We start from the raw sequence: 23917 nt of genomic DNA, 5'->3' as shown, positions 1-23917 counted from the left end.
GCGCAGCGCCGACACGGAGGCGGACCATCCATGTCCAAGCGTGACTACTACGAAGTATTGGGCATCGAACGGGGGGCCGATCAGAAAGAGATCAAGAAGGCCTACCGTCGACTCGCCCAGAAGTACCATCCGGACCGCAACCCGGATGACGACACCGCGGCCGAAAAATTCCGCGAGGTCTCCGAGGCTTACGAAGTCCTCACCGACGAAGAAAAGCGTAGTGCCTACGACCAGTTCGGTCACGCCGGTGTCGACGGCCAGGCCGGTGGCGGCTTTGGCGGCGGCGGTTTCGGCGGCGGCGCAGGCGGTTTCAGCGATATCTTCGGCGATGTGTTCGGCGATATCTTCGGTGGCGGTGGCCGGCGCAATCCCAACGCCCCGCAGCGTGGCAGCGATCTGCGCTACAACCTGGAGCTCGACCTCGAGGATGCCGTTGCCGGCACCACGGTCGATATCCGCGTGCCGCGCCACATCGAATGCGAACACTGCGACGGCGACGGTGCCGAGCCGGGCTCCACCAAGGAGACCTGCCCGACCTGTCACGGCCAGGGCCAGGTACGCATGCAGCAGGGCTTCTTCGCCGTGCAGCAGACCTGCCCGACCTGTCATGGCGCCGGCCAGACCATCAAGGTGCCGTGCCGCAAGTGCCATGGCGAAGGGCGTGTCCGCGAGACGCGTACCTTGTCGGTGAAGATTCCTGCCGGCGTGGATACCGGCGACCGGATTCGTCTCAACAACGAAGGCGAGGCCGGGCTCAATGGCGGCCCGCCCGGGGACCTCTACGTCCAGGCGGCCATCAAGCCGCACCCGATCTTCGAGCGCGATGGGCGTCACCTGCAGTGCGAGGTGCCGATCAACTTCATCGACGCGACCCTGGGGGGCGAGCTGGAAGTGCCGACCCTGGATGGCCGGGTCAAGTTGAAGATTCCGCCGGAAACGCAAACCGGCAAGATGTTCCGGCTCAAGGGCAAGGGCGTCAAACCGGTTCGCGGCGGCCCGCCGGGCGATCTGCTGTGCAAGGTCGTGCTGGAGACGCCGGTCAACTTGAGCGACGAACAGAAGGACTTGCTGCGCAAGTTCCAGGACAGCCTGGACGGCAGCAACAGCCATCACTCGCCGAAGAAGACCAGCTTCTTCGATGGCGTGAAGAAGTTCTTCGAGGACATGAAGCCGTAAGGCAGTGTCCTCGATGGCACGTTCGAGGCCCCGCGCTCCGCAAGGAGGCGGGGCCTTGTCGTGTCGCTTCCCGCAGAATTTCGATCGGATACGAGAATTGTTCCCATCCGCAGTGATATCATGGCCGTATCCTCAGGGCCGTGCATCGTCGCGCCCGCTCGCTTGAAAGACGCTCAAGGACGCTCATGAATAACGTCGCGGATCGGCCGCTGGCCGGCATCGTGCTTCGGCTGCTGTCGGGCCTTCTCTTCACCGGGATGATGGTGTGCGTCAAGGCGGTGAGCACGCAGGTGCCGCTGGGCCAGACCGTGTTCTTCCGTTCGGCCTTCGCGCTGCTGCCGATCGTGATCTTCATGACCTGGCGGCGTGAATTTCCCCGCGCGCTGGTGACGCGCAAGCCGTTGGGGCACCTGGTGCGCTCGGGCCTGGGGGCGGCGGCGATGTTCGCCTCCTTCGCGGCGGTGGCGCGGCTGCCGGTGGCCGAGGCGACACTGCTGGCGCAGCTGTCGCCGGTGGCCATGGCGGTGGGCGGTGTGCTGCTGCTTGGCGAGCGCTTCACTCTCCACCGGGCGGCAGCCTTCGCGCTGGTGCTGGCGGGTGTGGCGGCGCTGGTGGTGCCCGACCTGGGCGAGTCCCGGGGACAGGTGCTGGGTTACGGCCTGGGCGTGCTGGCCGCGCTGCTGACGGCGGGCGCACTGGTGACGGTGCGGCGTATCTCGCGTACCGAGACGGCCGCTTCGATTGCCTTCTACTTCGTGCTGGTCACGGCGCTGGCGGGGCTCGCCACGTTGCCGCTTGGCTGGGTGGCGGTCTCGGGGCCGACGCTGGCCCTGCTGGTGCTGGCGGGGTTGTTCGGCGGCGCCGCGCATATCTGCATGACCCTGGCGCTACGCTACGCCGAGGTCTCGCGCCTGGCGCCCTTCGAGTACGTGGCGCTGATCTGGCCGGTGCTGGCCGATCTGCTGATCTTCGGGCTGCCGCTCTCCGGCGGCTTCCTGGTGGCCCTGCCGCTGGTGCTGGGCGGGGCGGCCCTTGCGGCGCTGGAAGGGCGGCGTCTCAGACGGCCTCTTCGACAATGAGCTGCGGCCGTCCCTTCGAGCAGCGCTCGATGCGTGCGGTGACATGATAGACGCGATACAGCAGCTCGGGGGTGACCACTTCCTCGGTCGGACCGCAGTTCACCAGCGTCCCGTTCTGCAGTACCAGTGCCTGGTCGGTGAAGCGCAGCGCGTGGCCCAGGTCATGCAGTGCGGCAATCACCAGCATGCCCCTTTCCTTGGCCAGTCGGCGCAGGATCGACAGCAGCTGGATCTGCCGATGCAGGTCCAGCGCCGAGGTCGGCTCGTCGAGCAGCAGCACCTCAGGGTTCTGCACCAGTGCCTGGGCCGCGCCCACCATCTGCCGCTGGCCGCCGCTCAGGTCGCCGATGTCGCGCTCGCCGAGCGCGACAATGCCCAGCTCGTCCAGGGCGCGATCCACCTCGGCCAGATCCTCGGGCTTCACGTTCAGGCGCCGGCCCTGCATGCGTGCCAGCAACACCGACTCGTAGACCGTCAATACTGCGTTGACGCCGGTTTCCTGGGGCATGTAGGCCACGGGACGCTCGCTGGTGGCGCCCTCGAGACATACCGTGCCGCCGCCGTCGAGCAGCCCGAAGATGCGCCGGAAGAGGGTCGACTTGCCCGCGGCATTGGGGCCGAGCACGGCCACCACCTGGCCGCCCTCGAGAGGCGGCGTGGTGATCTCCGAGAGGATGCGGCGGCGGCCGTAACTGGCCGAGAGTCCGTCGAGCGTGAGCGTTACCATGAGGCCTTCTTGTTGCTGAGGACGAGGAACAGGAAGAAAGGAATGCCGACCAGCGAGGTGATGATGCCGATGGGGATGACGGTGCCCGGGATCAGCACCTTCGACAGCACCGAGCCGATGGACAGGATCAACGCGCCGCACAGTGCCGAGCCGGGCAGGAAGAAGCGCTGATCCTCGCCCAGCAGCAGGCGGGCGATATGCGGCCCGACCAGGCCGATGAAGCCGATGGTGCCGACGAAGGCCACGGCGATGGCGGCCAGCAGCGAGACGAGTACCAGCACTTCCAGGCGCAGCGCGCGGGGCTTGACGCCCAGGCTCTCGGCCTTGGCATCGCCGAGGCGCATGGCGGTCAGCGCCCAGCCGTGGCGAGCCAGTAGCGGCATGACCGTGGCCAGCACGCCCAGCGCGATCCACAGCTTGGGCCAGGTGGCCTTGGTCAGGCTGCCCATGGTCCAGAACACCACTGCGGAGACGGCCTGCTGGCTGGCGAAGAACTGGATCAGCGCCATCAGCGAGTTGAAGATGAAGACCATGGCGATACCCAGCAGCACGATGGTCTCGATGGTCACCCCGCGCCGCATGCTCAGCGCATGGATCGCGAAGGCGGTCAGCATGGCCATGACGAAGGCGTTGATCGGGATCACGTAGTCGACCGCGGCAGGTACGATGACCACGCCGAAGGCCAGCGCCAGGGCAGCGCCGAAACTGGCGCCGGCGGAGATCCCCAGGGTGAAGGGGCTGGCCAGGGGGTTGCTGAGGATGGTCTGCATCTGGGCGCCGGCCACCGACAGGCTGGCACCGACCACCAGCGCCATCAGTGCCACCGGCATGCGAATTTCCCAAAGGATGACGCGGGCCTGCAGGCTCACGTCGTCCGGGGAGAAGAGCGCGGCGAGCACTTCGCCCAGGCTGAAACGGGCCGGACCCAGGGCCAGATCGACGCACAGGCTGAGGAACAGGGCCAGCGCCAGGGCGGCGAGGATCAGCTGGCGGCGCAGCACCAGGGCGCGATAGAAGGTGCGGCCTTCCTCGGGGGCAGACTGTTCGGACGGCAGGATATCGGCGCCGGTGTGCATGTCAGTCACCCTTCAGCGAGACCCAGTAGCCCGGCACGTAGTCCACCGGCAGGAAGCGTTCGTGCAACTCCCGCAGCGTCGCCTCGGGGTCGAGGTCGGCGAACAGCTCGGGGTGGAACCACTTGGCCAGCCGCTGCACGGCGACGAAGTAGTAGGGGCTGTTGTAGAACTGGTGCCAGATGGCGTGAAAATTGTCGGTCTGCACGGCGTCGATGCCGGCCATGGCGGTGCGCTCGGTGAGCCCTTCGAGCTTGGTCCGCGCGGCCGCCAGGTCGGCGCCGGGGCCCACGCCCACCCAGTCGCCGCCGGGCACGTAGGCGTCCCAGTGGCCGCCGGTCACGACCACCTGCTGCGGGTCGGCGGCGATGATCTGCTCCGGGTTCAGCCGGCCGAAGGTGTTGGGAATGATGCCGTCGGCGATGTTGCTCCCCCCGGCGAGCTCGACGTATTTACCGAAGTTGCCCGGGCCGAAGCTCATGCAGCAGTCGTCGGAATAGCCGCCGGCACGGTCGATGAAGACCCGGGGACGCTGGGGGTCGGCAGCTTCGATGGTCTCGGTGACGCGCGCCATCTGGGCCTGTGAATAGTCGATGAAGGCCTCGGCCCTTTCTTCCTCGCCGAGTAGCCGGCCGATCAATCGCATGGAAGGCGTCGTGTGTTCGAGCGGCGCCTCGCGGAAGTCCACGTAGACGATCGGGATGCCCAGTTCGGCCAGCTTGTCGTCGTAGGCGGCGTCCTCGGTGGCGGCCTTCGCCTCCAGGTTCATCAGCACGACGTCGGGCTGTAGCGCAGCAGCCTGCTCCACATCGAAGGTGCCGTCCTTGAAGCCGCCGAAGGTGGGAATCTGCGTCATCTCGGGAAACTTGGCGGCATAGGCGGCGTAGTTGTCCGGATCGGCCTGCGAGAAGTCTTCACGCCATCCCACCACGTGCTCGAAGGGGGTCTCCGGCTGCAGCGCGCCGAGCAGATAGATCTGGCGCCCCTCACCGAGAATCAGGCGATCCACGGGAGCGTCGACGGTGACCTGGCGGCCGGCGACGTCAGTGACGGTGATCTCTTCGGCCAGCGCGGTCGTGGCAGCGAGGGTGAGGACTGCGCCGGCGGCGGCTTTGAATAGTGAGGTGAGCATGGGCGGTGTCGGGCTGGTTATCTGATTTGGAGACGATGAGAGATACTAATCGATAGCACCTCTTTTTGCGACTCATTGTTGTTCGCATTTGGCTGTCAGTATGTCTGCAGCGCCGGGGCGCGTCGAGCCGTGACCGATCCTTTGAGGGCTTGGAGTCCCGTGCTGACGAACGGGGCGTTGCCGGTGGGCGGCGGGGGCGCATGCCATAATGGCATGTCCATTGGGCGGCTATCCCGCTAGGAGGTGTTCATGCCTGTTTCCCACGCCGTCGTGCCGACGGCATCCGGTTCGCGGTATATCAATCGTCTGTGCAAGCACTGGCAACACAAGTTGAATGTCGCTCATGACGAGCACCAGGGGCGTGTCGAGTTCGACACCGGTGTATGCCGGCTGCGTGCCGAGCCCGATGCGCTGCACCTGTCCCTGGAGGCGGTCGATGCCGAGGCCCGGGAGCACCTCGAGCACGTGGTGGCCGTGCATCTGGTGCGCATGGCCAGCCGCGAGGACGTGGACGTGGCCTGGCGGCGCGACGACGCCTGAGCGGCACAGCGCGGTGCGGGGCATCGGTGATGTGACGAGAGCGAGAGGCGATTTGGTATACTCTCCGGCATTCATCGACACGTAACCGCAAGGAGTCCACATGACGCGTATCGCCATTGTCGGCGTCGCCGGACGCATGGGCCGTACCCTGGTCAATGCCGTACAGCAGGATCCCGAGGCCAGCCTGGGCGGTGGCATCGTAGAGCCCGGCAGCTCGCTGGTCGGTGCCGACCTGGGCGAGCTCGCCGGTGTGGGACGCCTGGGCGTGAACGCCACGGATGATCCGGCCGCCATCGCCGATGCCTTCGACGTCCTGATCGACTTCACCGCACCTCGGGTCACGCTGGCCAATCTGGCGTTTTGCGCCGAGCATGGCAAGGCGATCGTGATCGGGACCACCGGCTTGTCCGACGACGAACTGGCCGAGCTCGACGGTTACCGCGAGCGGGTGCCCATGGTGTTTGCGCCCAACATGAGCGTCGGCGTCAATCTCACCCTCAAGTTGCTGGAAACCGCCGCCCGAGCGCTGGGTGACGAGGGCTACGACATCGAGGTGAGCGAGGCGCATCATCGTCACAAGGTCGATGCCCCTTCCGGCACCGCTCTCAAGATGGGCGAAGTGGTGGCCAAGGCCTTGAACCGCGACCTCAAGGAGGACGGTGTCTTCGAGCGTGTCGGGCAGTGCGGTCCGCGCGGCGACAAGGAGATCGGGTTTGCCACCGTGCGCGCGGGCGATATCGTCGGGGAGCATACCGTGATGTTCGCCACCGAAGGCGAGCGGATCGAGATCACCCACAAGGCATCCAGCCGCATGACGTTTGCCAAGGGCGCGGTGCGTGCCGCACGCTGGGTGGCGTCGCGTGGCAACGGGCGTTACGACATGCAGGATGTGCTTGGCCTCAAGGGGTAGCCTATCGCGCGCAATTCGCGTATCATCGAGTCAATTTGGCCTAGTGAATGCATGGACGGCCACAGGGATTCCGAGCGAACGACAACAAGCGGGATGAAACCGGACTTCTTTCAGGTTTCGTCCCGCTTTTTTACGACCCGCGTGTCGCTTGCGAGATGCGAGGGCATCCGCAAGGGCCGCATGTCGAGACTCTCAGTGCTCCTTGAATTCGAGGGGTCGGTTGCGGCCGGCCCCGGCCCAGACTCGCGCATGACAAGGGGAGGACGTTGCGTTGATCAGACCCGCGATATTGGCCTTGGAAGACGGCAGCGTATTTCATGGCAGTGCCATCGGAGCCGATGGGCAGACCAGTGGTGAGGTGGTCTTCAATACGGCCATGACTGGCTATCAAGAAATTCTCACCGACCCCTCCTACACGCGACAGATCGTCACCCTCACGTATCCGCATATCGGCAATACCGGCATCAATGCCGAGGACATCGAGTCCGCCGCCATCGCCGCGGCCGGCCTGGTGATTCGCGACTTGCCGCTCGTCGCCAGCAACTTCCGCAGCGAAGAAAGCCTGGATGCGTACCTCAAGCGCAACGGCGTGCTGGGCATCGCCGATATCGATACGCGGCGACTGACCCGGGTGCTGCGCGACAAGGGGGCGCAGAACGGAGCGATTCTGGCGGGGGCCGATGCCGAAGGCGACGACGCCGTGGAGCGCGCGCTGGCGGCGGCACGCGCCTTCCCGGGCCTCAAGGGCATGGATCTCGCCCAGGAGGTGAGCTGCCGCGAAACCTATGAATGGAGCGAGGGCGAGTGGTCGCTGGGCAGCGGTTACGCCGATGCCTCGCAGGGCGAGCGTCCTTACCACGTGGTGGCGTACGATTACGGCGCGAAGTTCAACATCCTGCGCATGCTGGCCTCGCGCGGCTGCCGCTTGACGGTGGTGCCGGCACGCACCCCGGCCGCCGAGGTACTGGCGATGCAGCCGGATGGCGTCTTCCTGGCCAATGGGCCGGGCGATCCCGAACCCTGCGATTACGCCATCGAGGCGATCCGCGAGGTCATCGCCGCCGATGTGCCGCTATTCGGCATTTGCCTGGGCCATCAACTGCTGGGACTGGCCTCCGGTGCACGCACGGTGAAGATGAACAATGGCCATCACGGCGCCAATCACCCGGTCGAGGACCTCGACAGCGGTCGCGTGATGATCACCAGTCAGAACCATGGCTTCGCAGTCGACGAGGCGAGCCTGCCGGCCAACGTGCGGGCCACGCACCGCTCGCTGTTCGATGGCACCTTGCAAGGCATCGAGCGCACCGACTGCCCGGCGTTCAGCTTTCAGGGGCATCCCGAGGCCAGCCCTGGTCCGCGTGATGTCGCGCCGCTGTTCGACCGCTTCATCGCGCTGATGCAAGCCCGTCGTTGAGCCACCGCCGCCTCCGCGAGAGGCGGCGCACCGTCGCACCGTCGTTTGTCACCTAGTCTAGCGGGAATCGTCATGCCGAAACGTACCGACATCCAGAGCATCCTGATCATCGGCGCCGGGCCCATCGTCATCGGGCAGGCGTGCGAATTCGATTATTCCGGCGCCCAGGCCTGCAAGGCGCTGCGCGAGGAAGGCTATCGCGTCATCCTGGTCAACTCCAACCCGGCGACCATCATGACCGACCCGGTGATGGCGGACGCGACCTATATCGAGCCGATCACCTGGCAGGCGGTGGCCAAGATCATCGAGAAGGAGCGTCCCGATGCCATCCTGCCGACGATGGGCGGGCAGACCGCGCTCAACTGCGCGCTGGATCTCGACAAGCACGGCGTGCTCGAGACGTACGGCGTGGAGATGATCGGGGCCAATGCCGACGCCATCAACAAGGCCGAGGATCGCGACCTGTTCGACAAGGCGATGAAGAACATCGGCCTGGAGTGCCCCAAGGCCAAGGTCGCCCATCGCATGAGCGAAGCATGGGAAATCCAGGGCGAACTGGGCTTTCCGGTGATCATTCGTCCGTCCTACACCATGGGCGGCTCCGGCGGCGGGGTGGCTTACAACAAGGAAGAGTTCGAGGAGATCTGCACGCGCGGCTTCGAGCTCTCCAACAACCACGAGCTGCTCATCGACGAGTCGCTGCTGGGGTGGAAGGAATACGAGATGGAGGTCGTTCGTGACAAGAACGACAACTGCATCATCGTCTGCGCCATCGAGAACTTCGACCCCATGGGCGTCCACACCGGCGACTCCATCACCGTCGCGCCGGCGCAGACGCTGACCGACAAGGAATACCAGATCATGCGTGACGCCTCGCTGGCGGTGTTGCGCGAGATCGGCGTGGAGACCGGCGGCTCCAACGTGCAGTTCGGCGTCGACCCGCAGACCGGCCGCGTGGTGGTCATCGAGATGAATCCGCGCGTCAGCCGCTCCTCGGCGCTGGCCTCCAAGGCGACCGGCTTCCCGATCGCCAAGATCGCTGCCAAGCTGGCGGTCGGCTATACCCTGAACGAGCTGCAGAACGACATCACCGGCGGCAAGACGCCGGCGTCCTTCGAGCCCTCCATCGATTACGTGGTCACCAAGATTCCGCGTTTCACCTTCGAGAAGTTCCCGCAGGCCAACGACCGCCTGACCACACAGATGAAGTCGGTGGGCGAGGTGATGGCGATCGGCCGGACCTTCCAGGAGTCGCTGCAGAAGGCCCTGCGCGGCCTGGAAATCGGCGCCGACGGTCTCGACCCCAAGGTGACCGAGTTCAACGAGGCCGGCATGGCCTTGATCAAGGGCGAGCTGCAGGCGGCCGGGGCCGATCGCATCTTCTTCGTCGCCGATGCCATGCGCGCGGGAATGAGCGTGGAAGAGGTCTTCGCGCTGACCAATATCGATCGCTGGTTCCTGGTGCAGCTCGAGGAGCTGGTGCGTCTCGAGCAGCAGCTGGCCAGCTGCTCGCTGAGCGAGCTGTCGGCGGCGACGCTGTTCCGGCTCAAGCGCAAGGGCTTTTCCGATGCGCGCCTGGCCACGCTGCTGGGCGTGTCCGAGAAGGAGTTCCGCAAGACGCGTCAGAAGCACGGCATTCGTCCCGTCTACAAGCGGGTCGATACCTGCGCGGCGGAGTTCGCCTCCAACACGGCCTACATGTACTCCACCTACGAGGAGGAGTGCGAAGCCGAGGTCAGCGACCGCCAGAAGATCATGGTGCTGGGCGGCGGGCCCAACCGCATCGGCCAGGGCATTGAGTTCGACTACTGCTGCGTGCACGCGGCGCTGGCCATGCGGGAAGACGGCTTTGAAACCATCATGGTCAACTGCAATCCGGAAACCGTGTCCACCGATTACGACACCAGTGACCGCCTCTACTTCGAGCCGGTGACCCTCGAGGACGTGCTCGAGATTGCCGACAAGGAGAAGCCGGCCGGGGTGATCGTGCAGTTCGGCGGCCAGACGCCGCTCAAGCTGGCGCGCGAGCTGGAGGCGGCGGGCGTGCCGATCATCGGCACCACGCCGGATGCCATCGACCGGGCCGAGGACCGCGAGCGCTTCCAGCAGATGATCGACAAGCTGGGGCTCAAGCAGCCGCCCAATGCCACCGCGCGCAGCTTCGAGGATGCCTTCGCCAAGGCCGAGAAGATCGGCTATCCCCTGGTCGTGCGTCCGAGTTACGTGCTCGGCGGGCGGGCCATGGAGATCGTCTACGACGCCGCCGAGCTGGAAGGCTACATGACCCATGCGGTCAAGGTGTCCAACGATTCGCCGGTATTGCTGGATCATTTCCTCAATGCGGCCATCGAGGTCGATATCGACGCGGTCAGCGACGGCGAGCAGGTGGTGATCGGCGGGATCATGCAGCACATCGAGCAGGCCGGCGTGCACTCCGGCGACTCGGCATGCTCGCTGCCGCCCTACTCGCTGCCGGCCCACGTGCAGGACGAGATGCGCGACCAGGTCAAGCGCATGGCGCTGGAACTCAACGTCGTGGGGCTGATGAACGTGCAGCTGGCCTGGCAGGACGACGAGATCTACGTCATCGAGGTCAATCCGCGCGCTTCGCGGACCGTGCCGTTCGTGTCCAAGTGCATCGGCACGTCGCTGGCCCAGGTCGCGGCGCGCTGCATGGCGGGCAAGACGCTCGGCGAGCAGGATTTCACGCTGGAGCGTATTCCCGGCTACTACAGCGTCAAGGAAGCCGTCTTCCCGTTCAACAAGTTCCCGGGCGTCGATCCCATCCTGTCGCCGGAGATGAAATCCACCGGCGAGGTGATGGGCAGCGGCGTGACCTTCGCCGAGGCCTTCTACAAGGCGCAGCTCAGCGCCGGCGAGGCGATTCCGAGGCTGGATGGCGAACGCAAGGCGTTTCTCTCGGTGCGCGACCCGGACAAGCGCGAGATTATCGAGGTGGCGCAATCTCTGCTAGCATTGGGGTTCAGCCTGATCGCGACCCGTGGTACCGCCATCGCCCTCGAAGCGGTTGGCCTCCCGGTCAAGGTCGTCAACAAGGTCTATGAAGGCCGCCCGCATATCGTCGACATGCTCAAGAACGACGAAGTGGCCTATATCGTCAATACGACCGAAGGCCGCCAGGCGATCAGTGATTCTTCCGTGATCCGCCGTACCGCACTTGCCCGCAAGGTCCCCTATGCCACGACGTTGGCGGGGGCGCGAGCCGTGTGTATGGCGCTTGAGTATGGAAACGAGATTACCGTACGGCGGCTGCAGGAATTGCATGCAGGAGCAAGCACATGAACAAGGTCCCGATGACCGTCGCAGGTGAGCAGAAACTGCGTGAAGAGCTCGAGCAGCTCAAAGGCGAGGAGCGTCCTCGGGTAATCAATGCGATTGCCGAAGCGCGTGAGCACGGCGATCTCAAGGAAAATGCCGAGTATCACGCGGCGCGCGAGCAGCAGGGGTTCATCGAGGGACGTATCCAGGAGATCGAGAGCAAGCTGTCCGCGTCGCAGGTGATCGACGTGACCAAGCTGCCCAAGACCGGCAAGGTGATCTTCGGCGTGACGGTGGATTTGATCAATCTCCACAACGACGAGGAGGTTCGCTACCGGATCGTCGGCGAGGACGAGGCCGACATCAAGGCGGGCAGGATTTCCGTGACCTCGCCGATCGCGCGCGCCCTGATCGGCAAGGAAGAGGGCGATACCGTCCTGGTGCGTACGCCGGGAGGCGATGTCGAATACGAAATCGCCGGCGTCGAGCACCTCTGAGCAGGTGCCATGTGCTGCGAGCCAAGAAAAAGTCCGCGACGATGTCGCGGACTTTTTTGTGCGTCGGGCGAACGCCCAGGCTTGCGCTAAGCGTCTCAGCGCCGCCCGTGGTGGTTCTCGAAGCGCTGGATGTTGGAAAGCTTGGGGTTGACCCTGGGGTTGTGGCGGTAGAGCAGCACGACCTTGCCGATGGTCTGGACGAGCTCGCTGCGGCTGGCCTCGGCGAGCTCGGCGGTCACGGCGTTGCGCGCTTCGCGGTCGCCGATGGCGAGTTTGACCTTGACCAGTTCATGGTCTTCCAGGGCGCGAGCGAGCTCGGCCATGACGCCCTCGGTCAGCCCGTTCTCCGAGACCGTCACCACGGGGTTCAAATGGTGGCCGATGCTGCGAAATGCTTTCTTTTGTGCCTGTGACAAGCTCATGGTATCGTGACTATTCCGGGTTGGCGGACACTCGGCGCAGATGGCCGAGGGCGTTATCTGAATGCGACGAGGCCGCATGCCGGCGCAACGCTGGATGTCGTCCTGGCCTCGCGGACAGTACGTGAGGTGGCGCCGAGAAAAGATAGAACGCGCCATGTTACGGGGAAAGCGGCGCCTTGGAAAGGCCGTGCCGCCCGCCCAGCTAGCCCTCCCTGCCTTCCGGAAGATTCTCAACCGTTATCGACTTAGGTGATTCGTGGCACGTTCCTCGCACACCAGCAAGAGTTCGGCCTCCTGGCTCAAGGAGCATTTCGACGACCGTTACGTGCAGCGCTCGTGGCAGGACGGCTATCGCTCGCGGGCCAGTTACAAGCTGCTGGAACTCGATGCCAAGGACGCATTGCTCAAGCCGGGCATGACCGTGATCGATCTGGGCGCGGCACCGGGTGGCTGGAGTCAGATCGCAGCCGACAAGGTCGGCGACAAGGGCTGCGTCATCGCCTCCGACATCCTGGAAATGGATGCGCTGGCCGGCGTGACGTTCGTCCAGGGCGACTTCACCGAGATGGAGGTGCTGGAACAGATCCTCGCCGCTCTGGAAGGCCGTCGCGTCGACCTTGTCATGTCCGATATGGCCCCCAATATGAGTGGTATGGCGGCCATCGATCAGCCCCAGGCGATGTACCTCGTCGAGCTGGCGCTGGATCTGGCGCGTCAGACTCTGTCGCCTGGCGGGCGCTTTCTGGCCAAGGTCTTCCAGGGAGAAGGGTTCGATGCGTATTTGAAGGAGCTGCGCGGCAGCTTCCGCAAGGTAGTGACTCGCAAGCCGGAGGCATCGCGTGCCCGTTCGCGTGAAGTCTACTTGCTTGCGGAAGGATTCCACGGCTGAGCATGCGCCCAAGGCGCACTCACCACGCGGTTATCGGCTCGATAGTCGTAATGACTTGGTAGTCGGCACGCCTCATGTGGTGTAGTGTCCAACCTATGGTCCTGCTTGGCAGACAGTTGCATGCAATGAGGGTATTCCCTTGAACGACATGGCGAAGAACCTGATTCTCTGGTTGGTCATCGCGGCGGTATTGCTGACGGTGTTCAACAACTTCAGCGTCGACAGCTCACCTCAGGCGATGAGCTACTCGCAGTTCGTCCAGCAGGTGCAGAACGACCAGATAGAAAGCGTGACCATCGAAGGCTACACCATCAACGGTGAGCGTGAAGACGGTACGCAGTTCCAGACGATCCGTCCGGCGGCCGAAGACCCCAAGCTGATGGACGACCTGCTGGCGCATGACGTCAGCGTGATCGGCAAGAAGCCCGAGGAGCAAAGTCTGTGGACGCGCCTGCTCGTGGCCAGCTTCCCGATCCTGATCATCCTCGCGATCTTCATCTTCTTCATGCGTCAGATGCAAGGTGGCGGCGGCGGCAAGGGCGGCCCGATGAGCTTCGGCAAGTCCAAGGCCAAACTGCTGACGCAGGATCAGATCAAGACGACCTTCGCCGATGTTGCCGGCTGCGACGAGGCCAAGGAAGAAGTCGAGGAACTCGTCGACTTCCTCAAGGACCCCAGCAAGTTTCAGCGGCTGGGCGGGCAGATACCGCGCGGCGTGTTGATGGTGGGGCCTCCGGGGACGGGCAAGACCCTGCTGGCCAAGGCCATCTCCGGTGAGGCCAAGGTCCCGTTCTTCACCATTTCCGGCTCGGACTTCGTGGAAATGTTCGTCGGCGTGGGGGCCTCGCGTGTTCGCGACATGTTCGAACAGGCCAAGAAGCAGGCCCCGTGCATCATCTTCATCGATGAGATCGATGCCGTGGGCCGTCATCGTGGTTCCGGCATGGGGGGTGGTCACGACGAGCGCGAGCAGACGCTCAACCAGTTGCTGGTGGAGATGGACGGCTTCGAAGCCAACGACGGCATCATCGTGATCGCGGCCACCAACCGCCCCGACGTGCTCGACCCGGCACTGCTGCGTCCCGGTCGCTTCGACCGTCAGGTGACCGTGGGGCTGCCCGACATTCGCGGACGTGAGCACATTCTTGGCGTGCACCTGCGCAAGGTACCGCTGGCCGACGATGTGCAGCCGAGCTTCATCGCTCGCGGCACGCCTGGCTTCTCGGGCGCCGATCTGGCCAACCTGGTCAACGAGGCCGCCTTGTTCGCCGCGCGTCGCAACAAGCGCCTGGTGGGCATGGACGAGCTCGAGATGGCCAAGGACAAGATCCTGATGGGCTCCGAGAAGCGCTCGATGGTCATGTCCGAGAAGGAGAAGAGCAACACCGCGTACCACGAGTCGGGCCATGCCATCATCGGGCTGCTGATGCCCGAGCACGACCCCGTCTACAAGGTGACGATCATCCCGCGCGGGCGTGCCCTGGGTGTCACCATGTTCCTGCCCGAGGAGGATCGTTACAGTCTCTCTCGGCAGCAGATCATCAGTCAGATCTGCTCGTTGTTCGGCGGCCGCCTCGCGGAGGAAATGACCCTGGGGCCGAATGGCGTCACCACCGGGGCATCCAACGACATCAAGCGCGCCACCGAGCTGGCCCACAACATGGTCGCCAAGTGGGGGCTCTCGGAAGAGATGGGCCCGCTGATGTACGACGAGGACGAGTCGCATCAATTCCTGGGCGGCGGCGGCCAGGGCGGCGGCAAGCTGAAGTCGGGCGAGACCACGACGCGCCTCGACAAGGAAGTGCGCAGGATCATCGACGAATGCTATAACAAGGCGCGCCAGATCCTGGAAGACAATCGCGACAAGCTGGACCTGATGGCCGAATCGTTGATGCAGTACGAAACCATCGATGCCAACCAGATCCGCGACATCATGGAAGGTCGCAAGCCGCGTCCGCCGGAGGACTGGGACGACAAGGGGCCGACGACCGGCTCGGGGTCGACCGCAAACCCCTCTGCCGACGATGAAGCCGAAGGACAGGGCGACGAAGAAGGCGACACCAGTCGTCGTCCTTCGGATCCCCTGGGTGGGCCGGCGGGGCACTGATCGCGCCTGGCCCCTTCCCTGCGCGACGGGCGCCGCATTGCGGCGCCCGTCGTCGTTGGGGCGTGCTTACACCGGTAATCCCGCATGCTAGAGTAAACGTTTGACGCCGCGATGGTCATGACAATGCAAGACGCCAATGTCGCGCCCCACCCGTTGCGGTGCGGGCGCCACCAGCTCGATCTTTCCTATCCCCGCGTCATGGGGATACTCAACGTCACCCCGGACTCGTTTTCGGATGGCGGGCGCCATAATGCGCTCGACGATGCCCTGCGGCATGCCGAGCGAATGCTGGCGGAGGGCGCGGCGGTCATCGATATAGGCGGCGAGTCGACACGTCCCGGCGCGACACCGGTGTCGCCACAGGAAGAGCTGGACCGCGTGCTGCCGGTGGTGGAGCGCCTGGTCCGCGAGCTTGACGCCCTCGTGTCTCTGGATACCAGCCAGCCCCAGGTGATGCGCGAGGCGGCCTCGCTGGGGGCGGGCATGATCAACGACGTACGCGGGCTGCGCTGGCCGGGAGCGCTGGAAGCAGCGGCAGTGAGCGGCCTGCCGGTATGCCTGATGCACATGGTGGGCGAGCCCACCGACATGCAGCTGTCACCGCATTACGACATGCCCATCGAGGACGCGGTGGCGGCGTTTTTCGAGACACGCATCGCCGAATGCGAAGCGGCAGGATTGCGCCGCGATCGACTGGTGCTCGACCCAGGCTTCGGCTTCGGAAAGCGTGTCGAACATAACCTGCGCCTGCTGAATCGCATGCAACAATTGACTGATTTTGGGCTTCCCCTGCTGGTCGGTATGTCACGCAAGAGTATGATTGGCAAGGTGCTGGCGCGTCCCGTGGAGGAGCGCTTGCCGGGCGGCCTGGCGCTGGCCACCATGGCGGTGGAGCGCGGGGCGCGTATCGTGCGCGTCCACGACGTTGGACCGACGGTGGATGCGGTCAACATGACTTGGGCTGTGCTACAGGAAGGCACCGACGCATGACACGACGCTATTTTGGAACCGATGGAATTCGCGGCACGGTGGGCGAGGCGCCCATCACGGCCGATTTCGTACTCAAGCTGGGCTGGGCGATGGGGCGAGTGCTGTCACGCCGTACGGGGCGCAAGTCGCGCGCCAAGGTGCTGATCGGCAAGGATACGCGCATCTCGGGCTACATGTTCGAATCCGCCCTGGAAGCCGGTCTCTCGGCGGCGGGCGTGGATGTTTCCCTGCTGGGGCCGATGCCCACGCCGGGCATCGCGTATTTGACGCGTACCTTCCGCGCCGATGCGGGCATCGTGATTTCGGCCTCGCACAACCCCTTCCAGGACAACGGCATCAAGTTCTTCTCCGCCGAAGGGGTGAAGCTGGCCGATGCCGTCGAGGAAGAGATAGAGGCGGAGCTCGACTTGCCCCTGTCGACGGTGGCACCGGATGCACTGGGCAAGGCGCTACGCATTCAAGATGCGGCGGGGCGCTATATCGAGTTCTGCAAATCCACGGTACCCGACCGCCTGACGCTGGAAGGGCTGAAAGTGGTCCTCGACTGCGCCCACGGGGCGACCTATCACATCGCACCCAGCGTCCTGCGCGAGCTGGGGGCCGAGGTGAGCCTGATCGGCGCCGATCCCGATGGTCTCAACATCAACCATGGCGTGGGCTCCACCCATCCGGCGGCGCTGCGTGCGGCGGTGATCGAGCGTGGCGCCGATCTGGGGGTCGCGCTGGATGGCGATGGCGACCGTGTGGTGCTGGTCGATGCCGAAGGCCGCGAGGTGGACGGCGACGACATTCTTTATCTGATTGCACGGGACCGGCGCGCGCGGGACCTGCTGGGCGGCGGTGTGGTGGGCACCCTGATGTCCAACTTCGGCCTGGCGGCGGCGCTGGAAGCCTTGGACATTCCCTTCGAGCGCGCCAAGGTCGGCGATCGCTACGTCATGGAGCGACTGGCGGCCAATGGCTGGCAGCTGGGCGGCGAGTCCTCGGGGCACATCGTCTGTGGCCATGTGCAGACCACGGGCGACGGTATCGTCTCGGCCCTGCAGGTCCTGGCCATCATGGTGCGCGAAGGGGCATCGCTGGCGGCCTTGCTGAAAGGGTTCGAGAAGGCGCCGCAGGCGCTGGTCAATGTACGGCTGACCCCCGAGACGGACAAGGAGGCACTGCTTGGCAACGAGCAGGTCCAGCATACCGTGGCATCGGTCGAGGCCGAACTCGGCGAGGAAGGCCGGGTGCTGCTGCGACCCTCGGGCACCGAGCCGTTGATTCGGGTCATGGTCGAGGGGCGTCCGCACTTTGACGTGGACGCGCTGGCGCGCCGTATCGCCGACAACATCGAGGGGCATATGGTGCGCTGAGGCCCGCATATTGTGTTGTCAATACGCCTCCTATACCATGGCGCTCCATTCGGAGGACTGTTTCTATGCGCACGCCGCTGATCGCGGGCAATTGGAAGATGAACGGTTCGAGCGCCCTGGTCGACGCGTTCGGCCAGGCCTTTGCCGATGCCGACCTTCCCGAGTCGGTGGAAGTCGTGGTGCATCCACCGTTCCCCTATCTCGATGCGGCGCGCCGCGCTCTGGCCGGCGGGCCCGTCAAGCTCGGGGCGCAGACGCTCAACCCCCTGCATGCAGGAGCGCGCACGGGTGAGGTCAGTGGGCGCATGCTCAAGGAATTCGACGTCGAGTACGTCCTGGTCGGGCACTCCGAGCGCCGCGAGCTTTATCGCGAAAGCGACGACGACGTCTATGACCGGCTGTTGGCGGCCCTGAATGCAGACCTGCGGCCGATCCTGTGTGTCGGCGAGACGCTCGAGGCGCGCGATGCCGGGCGTACGCGCGATGTCGTGCTGCGCCAGGTCGGACATGCGCTGGCGCCCCTGGAACCCGCGCAACGGGCCCGCGTGACGATCGCCTACGAGCCCGTCTGGGCCATCGGCACCGGGCGTACCGCGACGCCCGAGCAGGCACAAGAGGTCATGGCCGCGATCCGCGAGTACCAGGCCGGCTTCGATCCTGCCCTGGCCCAGTCGATGCGACTGATCTACGGGGGCAGCATGAACGCGGCCAACGCGGCCGAACTTCTGGCCCAGCCGGATATCGACGGCGGCCTGGTGGGCGGTGCTTCGCTCAAGGTCGACGATTTTCTAGCCATCTGTCATTCAGCAAGGTAGCGCGATGTATATTGGGGTGTTGTTGGTTCACGTAGCGATCGCCATTGCCCTGGTGGTGTTGGTGTTGCTGCAGCAAGGCAAGGGCGCCGAGGCGGGGGCCGCCTTCGGTGGCGGTGCTTCGCAGACGGTCTTCGGGTCGCAGGGCAGCGGCAACTTCCTGGCAAAGCTGACCGGTGTGCTGGCCGCGGTTTTCTTCGCCACGTCGCTCGGACTCGCCTATTTCGTGTCCCAGGCCGGCGATGCGCCGCAGGAAGGCATCCCCGACGCACAGGCGGTCGAGCAGCAAAAATCTGCGGCGACGCTTGACGAGGAAGAAGAGAACGTGGAGAATACTGCGCCAGTGCTCGAGGACGGCGGCGAATAATTGCAGTGTCGTCATCGGGTTAGCTCGCCAAGTGCGGTGCATGATGAATGCTCCCGGTTCGAGGCGAGCGCTTGAAGCAAGGCGTCGGTACAGCTGGAAGGCGGATGATGCGCCGATCTTGTGCCGACAAGAACTTGCCCCCTGTTGCCGAAGTGGTGGAATTGGTAGACACGCTATCTTGAGGGGGTAGTGACCTTACGGTCGTGCGGGTTCAAGTCCCGCCTTCGGCACCATCTTGAGTCGATGTAAGCAGTTGACTCAAATAGAGATTGGCAAGATTTGACGATGATTTGGCTCCTTGACCTTTAAGGAGTTGAGCAGTATAATCGTCAGCCACTGATGCGGGGTGGAGCAGTCTGGTAGCTCGTCGGGCTCATAACCCGAAGGTCGTCGGTTCAAATCCGGCCCCCGCTACCAAGTTTTTTTACGAAAGGCCCCTTCCTACGAAGGGGCTTTTTGTTATCACTTGCGACGATAACGCCAATCAGCCACCTAGCTTTCCTCTTTACTCCTGGTCAGGTGCCTGATGCAACTGCTAGTGGGAGCCTCCGTCTGTGGCAAACAAGGACGCTGCACTGAAAGCGCTCATCGAGCCGGTCGTGACGGCCATGGGCTTCGAACTCTGGGGAGTCGACTACCTCTCCCAGGGTAAACACTCCCGACTGGTCATCTATATCGAAAGCGCCGATGGCGTGACGGTAGATGACTGTGCGGCCGTCAGCCGCCAGGTCAGTGGGGTGCTGGACGTTGAAGACCCCATTTCGGGTGAATACCGACTGGAAGTGTCTTCACCGGGGATGGATCGTCCCTTGTTCACGCTCGAGCAGTTTGCGAGCTTCAAGGGCAGTCATGTCAAGGTGAAGCTGAGCACGCCCTTCGAAGGGCGTCGCAAGTTTCAGGGCCAACTGGCCGGCGTCGAGGGCGACGAGATTCTGCTGCATCTCGACGGACAAGAATATTGCTTTCCGATCGAAAGCATCGAGCAGGCGCGCGTGGTGCCTCAGTTCGATAATTAAGGACAGCTTTTCTGCGAGGCATAGGCATGAGTAAAGAGATTCTGCTGGTCGTAGATGCGATCTCGAACGAAAAGGGGGTGCCGCGTGAGGTGATCTTCGAGGCCGTGGAGTCGGCGCTGGCGAGTGCATCGCGTAAGCGCTTCGATGGCCAGGAAGTGAGCACTCGCGTCAAGATCGATCGCGCGACCGGTGATTACGACACCTTCCGTCGCTGGACTGTCGTCGAGGACGAGGCGTTCGAGAATCCGGATAGCGAAATCCCGCTGTCCGAGGCGGAGCGTCGCGATCCGCCCCTGGCGCTGGGTGACGTGGTCGAGGAGCAGGTCGAGTCGGTCGCCTTCGGTCGCATCGCCGCCCAGACCGCCAAGCAGGTCATCGTGCAGAAGGTGCGCGAGGCCGAGCGGGCCGAGGTCGTCCGCCAATACGCCGAGCGTGAAGGCGAACTGGTGGCCGGTATCGTCAAGAAGACCACGCGCGAAGGGTTGATCGTCGACCTGGGCGAGAATGCCGAAGCGTTCCTGCCGCGCAGCGAGATGATCCCCGGCGAGCGCTATCGCATGAACGAACGCGTGCGTGCCCTGTTGTGGAAGGTCGACGCCGAAGCGCGCGGATCGCAGTTGATCCTGACGCGGACGCGCCCCGACATGATCGTCGAGCTCTTCAAGATCGAGGTGCCCGAAATTGCCGAGCAGCTCATCGAGATCAAGGGCGCGGCGCGTGATCCCGGCGCTCGCGCCAAGATTGCAGTCAAGACCAATGACAAGCGCATCGACCCGGTCGGTGCGTGTGTCGGCATGCGCGGGTCGCGCGTGCAAGCGGTGTCCAACGAGCTGCGCAACGAGCGCGTGGACATCATCATGTGGGACGACAACCCGGCGCAACTGGTGATCAATGCCATGGCGCCCGCGGAAGTCGGCTCCATTCTCGTCGACGAAGACGCCCATTCCATGGATGTCGCCGTCGCCGAGGACAACCTGGCGCAGGCCATCGGCCGCAGCGGCCAGAACGTTCGCCTGGCTTCCGAGCTGACGGGCTGGACGCTCAACGTGATGACCGAAGAAGAGGCCGAAGGCAAGCGCGAGCAAGAAATCGACAGCCTGATCGAGTACTTCATCAATCACCTCGAAGTCGACGAGGAACTCGCCCGTCTGCTGGTCGAGGAAGGCTTTACCTCGCTCGAGGAGCTGGCGTATGTGCCGCTCGAAGAGTTGCTCGAGATCGAGGAATTGGATGAAGCACTGATCGAAACGCTGCGCGCTCGAGCCAAGGACGAATTGCTGACGCTGGCCATCGCTTCCGAAGAGGCGCTGGACGGTGCGCAGCCCGATGACGACCTCCTTGAAATGGAGGGCATGGATCGTCACTTGGCATTTACGCTCGCCAGTCGAGGCATCGTCACGCGTGAGGACTTGGCCGAGCAGTCCATCGATGATCTCAAGGACATCGACGATGTGGACGAAGAGCGCGCCGCGGCGCTGATAATGACCGCTCGTGCGCCTTGGTTCGAGAGCGAACAGTAATCTGGTCACGGGCTCAGGAGGGTCGTAATGTCAGACATGACCGTTAAGGATTTTGCCAGCAAGGTGGGACGCGATGTGTCCCGTCTGCTGGAGCAGATGCAAGAAGCGGGTCTCCCCCACAAGACCGAAGGCGATGCGGTATCCGAGGAGGACAAGCAGCGCCTTCTCGAGCACCTGACGCGTAGCCACGGTGGGGACAGCGGCGCGACGAAGAACCGCGTAACGTTGACGCGTAACACCAAGAGCCGGATCCGTAGTGGCGATGGTCGCGGCAAGGCGATCGACGTGCAGGTTCGCAAGAAGCGTACCTACGTCAAGCGCGAGCCGGAGCCGGCCGAGGAAAAGGCGGCCGAGGAAACCGGTCCGCGTCAGCTGGTCGGTGACATGGCCAGCGCCAATCAGGCCAAGGCCGACGAGGCCGCCAAGGCGGAGCAAGCCGCTGCCGAGCAGGCTGCCAAGGCCAAGGCCGAAGAAGAAGCCGCTGCCGCCGCAGCATCGAAAGCGGCGGAAAGCGAGCCGGTTGCCGAGGCTCCCGGTGCGCCGCAGCCCGAGGAACCGGAAACCGCCAGCGAGCCTTTCGTCGAGGCGCCGCCCAAGGAGCCGCGCACGCCGAATCGTCGTGGCCAGAACCATCAGAAGAAGGATACCGGGCGCGGCCGCAAGCGTGACGATGACGAAGAGCGTCGCGAACGCGGCGAACGGCGTCGTGGCAACGCCAAGAAGACCAAGCGCTCCGAGCGTCGCGGCAGCCGTCGTGGCGGCGGTCGCGACAATCAGCATGGCTTCCAGAAGCCGACGCAGCCCATCGTGCGTGAAGTCGCCATCCCCGAGTCGATCAGTGTCGCCGATCTGGCCGACAAGATGTCGATCAAGGCCAACGAGGTCATCAAGGCGATGTTCACCATGGGAGCGGCGGTGACCATCAACCAGACCATCGATCAGGACACGGCGGCCATCGTCGTCGAAGAAATGGGCCACAAGCCCAAGCTGGTCAAGGACGATGCGCTGGAGACCGAGGTGCTCGAGGGCATCTCCTACGAAGGCGAAGAGATCACCCGAGCGCCGGTCGTCACCGTCATGGGCCACGTCGACCACGGCAAGACCTCGCTGCTCGACTACATCCGTCGCACCAAGGTGGCGACCGGGGAAGCCGGCGGCATCACGCAGCACATCGGTGCCTATCACGTCGAGCACGAAAGCGGCGACATCACCTTCCTCGATACCCCGGGTCACGCCGCATTCACGGCGATGCGTGCTCGCGGTGCGCAGGCGACCGACGTGGTCATCCTGGTGGTCGCGGCCGATGACGGCGTCATGCCGCAGACGGTCGAGGCGGTCGAACACGCCAAGGCGGCCGGTGTGCCGCTGGTCGTGGCCGTCAACAAGATCGACAAGGAAGGCGCCGATCCCGATCGCGTCAAGAACGAATTGTCGCAATACGGCGTGATTTCCGAAGCCTGGGGCGGCGACACGCAGTTCGTGCATGTGTCGGCGAAGAGCGGTGAAGGCATCGACGCGCTGCTGGAAGCCATCCTGCTGGTGTCCGAAGTGCTCGAGCTCAAGGCCGTCCCGGAAGCGCCGGCCAAGGGCGTGGTCGTCGAGTCGCAGCTGGACAAGGGCCGAGGCCCGGTCGCGACCGTGCTGGTGCAGAACGGCACGCTCAAGCGGGGCGATATCGTCCTGGCGGGATTGCACTATGGCCGCGTACGCGCCCTGGTCAACGAACTCGGCAAGCGCGTGGAAGAGGTCGGCCCGGCCATGCCGGTGGAAATCCAGGGGCTCGATGGCACGCCCGAGGCCGGTGACGAGTTCATCGTCGTCGCCGACGAGAAGAAGGCACGTGAAGTGGCCAACTTCCGTCAGGGCAAGTACCGCGAGGTGCGCCTGGCACGCCAGCAGAAGGCCAAGCTGGAGAACATGTTCAGCCAGATGGGCCAGGACGAAGTCGCCAAGGTCAACATCGTGCTCAAGGCCGATGTGCAGGGCTCCCTGGAAGCCATTCGTGGCGCGCTGGAAGAGCTCTCCACCGATGAAGTCAAGGTGGCGGTCGTCTCGTCCGGTGTGGGCGGCATTACCGGCACCGACGCCAACCTGGCCGTGGCCAGTGAGGCGATCCTGGTCGGCTTCAACGTGCGTGCCGACGTGTCCGCGCGGGAGATCGTCGAACGTGAAGGCCTGGACCTGCGCTATTACAGCGTGATCTACCAGCTCATCGACGAGGTCAAGCAGGCCATGAGCGGCATGCTGGCGCCGGAGTGGAAGGAAGAGATCGTCGGTGTGGCCGAAGTGCGCGACGTGTTCAAGGCGCCCAAGATCGGTGCCGTGGCAGGCTGCATGGTCGTCGAGGGTACCGTCTATCGTCACAAGCGCATTCGTGTGCTGCGCGAGAACGTGGTCATCTACGAAGGCGAGCTCGAGTCCCTGCGTCGTTACAAGGACGACATTGGCGAGGTCCGCAGCGGTATGGAGTGCGGTATCGGCGTCAAGAACTACAACGACGTTCAGGTCGGCGACAAGATCGAGGTCTTCGATCAGGTCAAGGTCGAGCGTAGCCTGTAAGGCGTGGCGGGCGATGCGTCGCTCGCCGCCCGAGCGGTGATCCGCGG

The 23917-nt window shown here is 64.4% G+C and carries 20 protein-coding genes and 2 tRNA genes; 18 read left to right on the top strand and 4 right to left on the bottom strand.

The window, feature by feature from the left end:
- Window positions 1–30: 30 nt before the first annotated feature.
- Together dnaJ and ABGX75_RS15765 are read left to right on the top strand one after the other, a co-directional pair.
- Complete coding sequence (dnaJ, locus tag ABGX75_RS15770) at window positions 31–1176, top strand: molecular chaperone DnaJ (RefSeq protein WP_128691493.1); 1146 nt, start codon at window positions 31–33, stop codon at window positions 1174–1176.
- 185 nt (window positions 1177–1361) lie between these two features.
- Entirely contained in the window at window positions 1362–2255 is an 894-nt protein-coding gene (locus tag ABGX75_RS15765) for a DMT family transporter (RefSeq protein WP_110061571.1), read from the top strand.
- Here ABGX75_RS15765 and ABGX75_RS15760 read toward each other — a convergent pair.
- Genes ABGX75_RS15760 through ABGX75_RS15750 form a run of 3 tightly spaced genes read right to left on the bottom strand, consistent with a single transcriptional unit; the run spans window position 2233 to window position 5187 of the window.
- On the bottom strand, window positions 2233–2982 hold the full coding sequence (locus ABGX75_RS15760) for an ABC transporter ATP-binding protein (protein ID WP_035414438.1): 750 nt from the start codon (window positions 2980–2982) through the stop codon (window positions 2233–2235). The genes ABGX75_RS15765 and ABGX75_RS15760 overlap by 23 nt on opposite strands.
- Window positions 2976–4058, bottom strand: coding sequence for an iron ABC transporter permease (locus tag ABGX75_RS15755; protein ID WP_011508380.1), 1083 nt, complete (start codon window positions 4056–4058; stop codon window positions 2976–2978). The genes ABGX75_RS15760 and ABGX75_RS15755 overlap by 7 nt, the downstream gene beginning before the upstream one ends.
- Before the next feature lies 1 nt (window position 4059).
- Complete coding sequence (locus tag ABGX75_RS15750; protein WP_347411005.1) at window positions 4060–5187, bottom strand: ABC transporter substrate-binding protein; 1128 nt, start codon at window positions 5185–5187, stop codon at window positions 4060–4062.
- Between the two features lie 249 nt (window positions 5188–5436).
- Between ABGX75_RS15750 and ABGX75_RS15745 the strand changes: the two genes are divergently transcribed.
- From ABGX75_RS15745 to greA, 5 genes are all read left to right on the top strand, one after another.
- Complete coding sequence (locus ABGX75_RS15745; protein WP_035414441.1) at window positions 5437–5727, top strand: DUF2218 domain-containing protein; 291 nt, start codon at window positions 5437–5439, stop codon at window positions 5725–5727.
- 100 nt (window positions 5728–5827) lie between these two features.
- Window positions 5828–6637 (top strand): 4-hydroxy-tetrahydrodipicolinate reductase, encoded by an 810-nt coding sequence (dapB, locus tag ABGX75_RS15740; RefSeq protein WP_110061570.1) that lies wholly within the window; start codon window positions 5828–5830, stop codon window positions 6635–6637.
- Window positions 6638–6908: 271 nt separating this feature from the next.
- A complete protein-coding gene (gene carA, locus ABGX75_RS15735; protein ID WP_035414443.1) occupies window positions 6909–8054 on the top strand; it encodes a glutamine-hydrolyzing carbamoyl-phosphate synthase small subunit in 1146 nt (381 codons plus the stop codon).
- 72 nt (window positions 8055–8126) lie between these two features.
- A complete protein-coding gene (carB, locus tag ABGX75_RS15730) occupies window positions 8127–11357 on the top strand; it encodes a carbamoyl-phosphate synthase large subunit (RefSeq protein ID WP_035414444.1) in 3231 nt (1076 codons plus the stop codon).
- Window positions 11354–11830 (top strand): transcription elongation factor GreA, encoded by a 477-nt coding sequence (gene greA / locus ABGX75_RS15725; RefSeq protein WP_011508374.1) that lies wholly within the window; start codon window positions 11354–11356, stop codon window positions 11828–11830. The genes carB and greA overlap by 4 nt, the downstream gene beginning before the upstream one ends.
- A gap of 95 nt (window positions 11831–11925) precedes the next feature.
- On the opposite strand, the gene yhbY is transcribed toward greA, so the two are convergent.
- The gene (gene yhbY / locus ABGX75_RS15720) at window positions 11926–12252 is read right to left on the bottom strand and encodes a ribosome assembly RNA-binding protein YhbY (protein ID WP_011508373.1); all 327 of its coding nucleotides are present in this window, start codon (window positions 12250–12252) and stop codon (window positions 11926–11928) included.
- A 256-nt stretch (window positions 12253–12508) separates the two neighbouring features.
- On the opposite strand from yhbY, the gene rlmE reads away from it, so the two are divergent.
- The 11 genes from rlmE (at window position 12509) to infB (ending at window position 23870) form a co-directional block, all read left to right on the top strand.
- A complete protein-coding gene (gene rlmE, locus ABGX75_RS15715; RefSeq protein WP_035414446.1) occupies window positions 12509–13141 on the top strand; it encodes a 23S rRNA (uridine(2552)-2'-O)-methyltransferase RlmE in 633 nt (210 codons plus the stop codon).
- Between the two features lie 139 nt (window positions 13142–13280).
- Window positions 13281–15248, top strand: coding sequence for an ATP-dependent zinc metalloprotease FtsH (gene ftsH / locus ABGX75_RS15710; RefSeq protein ID WP_011508371.1), 1968 nt, complete (start codon window positions 13281–13283; stop codon window positions 15246–15248).
- Window positions 15249–15446: 198 nt separating this feature from the next.
- On the top strand, window positions 15447–16238 hold the full coding sequence (folP, locus tag ABGX75_RS15705) for a dihydropteroate synthase (RefSeq protein ID WP_128691676.1): 792 nt from the start codon (window positions 15447–15449) through the stop codon (window positions 16236–16238).
- On the top strand, window positions 16235–17596 hold the full coding sequence (gene glmM, locus ABGX75_RS15700; RefSeq protein WP_347411004.1) for a phosphoglucosamine mutase: 1362 nt from the start codon (window positions 16235–16237) through the stop codon (window positions 17594–17596). The genes folP and glmM overlap by 4 nt, the downstream gene beginning before the upstream one ends.
- A gap of 65 nt (window positions 17597–17661) precedes the next feature.
- Window positions 17662–18411, top strand: coding sequence for a triose-phosphate isomerase (tpiA, locus tag ABGX75_RS15695; protein WP_011508368.1), 750 nt, complete (start codon window positions 17662–17664; stop codon window positions 18409–18411).
- Between the two features lie 4 nt (window positions 18412–18415).
- A complete protein-coding gene (gene secG / locus ABGX75_RS15690) occupies window positions 18416–18775 on the top strand; it encodes a preprotein translocase subunit SecG (RefSeq protein WP_011508367.1) in 360 nt (119 codons plus the stop codon).
- Window positions 18776–18921: 146 nt separating this feature from the next.
- Window positions 18922–19008, top strand: a tRNA-Leu gene (locus ABGX75_RS15685).
- A 107-nt stretch (window positions 19009–19115) separates the two neighbouring features.
- Window positions 19116–19192, top strand: a tRNA-Met gene (locus tag ABGX75_RS15680).
- Window positions 19193–19329: 137 nt separating this feature from the next.
- Window positions 19330–19791, top strand: coding sequence for a ribosome maturation factor RimP (gene rimP, locus ABGX75_RS15675; RefSeq protein WP_011508366.1), 462 nt, complete (start codon window positions 19330–19332; stop codon window positions 19789–19791).
- Window positions 19792–19817: 26 nt separating this feature from the next.
- Complete coding sequence (gene nusA, locus ABGX75_RS15670; protein ID WP_011508365.1) at window positions 19818–21311, top strand: transcription termination factor NusA; 1494 nt, start codon at window positions 19818–19820, stop codon at window positions 21309–21311.
- A 27-nt stretch (window positions 21312–21338) separates the two neighbouring features.
- Window positions 21339–23870 (top strand): translation initiation factor IF-2, encoded by a 2532-nt coding sequence (gene infB / locus ABGX75_RS15665; RefSeq protein WP_011508364.1) that lies wholly within the window; start codon window positions 21339–21341, stop codon window positions 23868–23870.
- Window positions 23871–23917 lie beyond the last annotated feature (47 nt).

It is taken from the genome of Chromohalobacter sp., assembly GCF_039830575.1.
Taxonomy (GTDB): Bacteria; Pseudomonadota; Gammaproteobacteria; order Pseudomonadales; family Halomonadaceae; genus Chromohalobacter; species Chromohalobacter israelensis.
Note: the sequence above shows the minus strand (reverse complement) of the source record. Positions and strands in the feature narration are given on the sequence as shown.

What these genes read in the sequence shown, in the direction of transcription:
- ABGX75_RS15750 (WP_347411005.1), bottom strand. Translation starts at nt 5,187, where the DNA reads ATGCTCACCTCACTATTCAAAGCCGCCGCCGGCGCAGTCCTCACCCTC.
- carB (WP_035414444.1), top strand. Translation starts at nt 8,127, where the DNA reads ATGCCGAAACGTACCGACATCCAGAGCATCCTGATCATCGGCGCCGGG.
- secG (WP_011508367.1), top strand. Translation starts at nt 18,416, where the DNA reads ATGTATATTGGGGTGTTGTTGGTTCACGTAGCGATCGCCATTGCCCTG.
- dnaJ (WP_128691493.1), top strand. Translation starts at nt 31, where the DNA reads ATGTCCAAGCGTGACTACTACGAAGTATTGGGCATCGAACGGGGGGCC.
- ABGX75_RS15745 (WP_035414441.1), top strand. Translation starts at nt 5,437, where the DNA reads ATGCCTGTTTCCCACGCCGTCGTGCCGACGGCATCCGGTTCGCGGTAT.
- folP (WP_128691676.1), top strand. Translation starts at nt 15,447, where the DNA reads ATGGGGATACTCAACGTCACCCCGGACTCGTTTTCGGATGGCGGGCGC.
- tpiA (WP_011508368.1), top strand. Translation starts at nt 17,662, where the DNA reads ATGCGCACGCCGCTGATCGCGGGCAATTGGAAGATGAACGGTTCGAGC.
- infB (WP_011508364.1), top strand. Translation starts at nt 21,339, where the DNA reads ATGTCAGACATGACCGTTAAGGATTTTGCCAGCAAGGTGGGACGCGAT.
- ABGX75_RS15755 (WP_011508380.1), bottom strand. Translation starts at nt 4,058, where the DNA reads ATGCACACCGGCGCCGATATCCTGCCGTCCGAACAGTCTGCCCCCGAG.
- nusA (WP_011508365.1), top strand. Translation starts at nt 19,818, where the DNA reads ATGAGTAAAGAGATTCTGCTGGTCGTAGATGCGATCTCGAACGAAAAG.
- glmM (WP_347411004.1), top strand. Translation starts at nt 16,235, where the DNA reads ATGACACGACGCTATTTTGGAACCGATGGAATTCGCGGCACGGTGGGC.
- dapB (WP_110061570.1), top strand. Translation starts at nt 5,828, where the DNA reads ATGACGCGTATCGCCATTGTCGGCGTCGCCGGACGCATGGGCCGTACC.
- ABGX75_RS15760 (WP_035414438.1), bottom strand. Translation starts at nt 2,982, where the DNA reads ATGGTAACGCTCACGCTCGACGGACTCTCGGCCAGTTACGGCCGCCGC.
- ABGX75_RS15765 (WP_110061571.1), top strand. Translation starts at nt 1,362, where the DNA reads ATGAATAACGTCGCGGATCGGCCGCTGGCCGGCATCGTGCTTCGGCTG.
- greA (WP_011508374.1), top strand. Translation starts at nt 11,354, where the DNA reads ATGAACAAGGTCCCGATGACCGTCGCAGGTGAGCAGAAACTGCGTGAA.
- yhbY (WP_011508373.1), bottom strand. Translation starts at nt 12,252, where the DNA reads ATGAGCTTGTCACAGGCACAAAAGAAAGCATTTCGCAGCATCGGCCAC.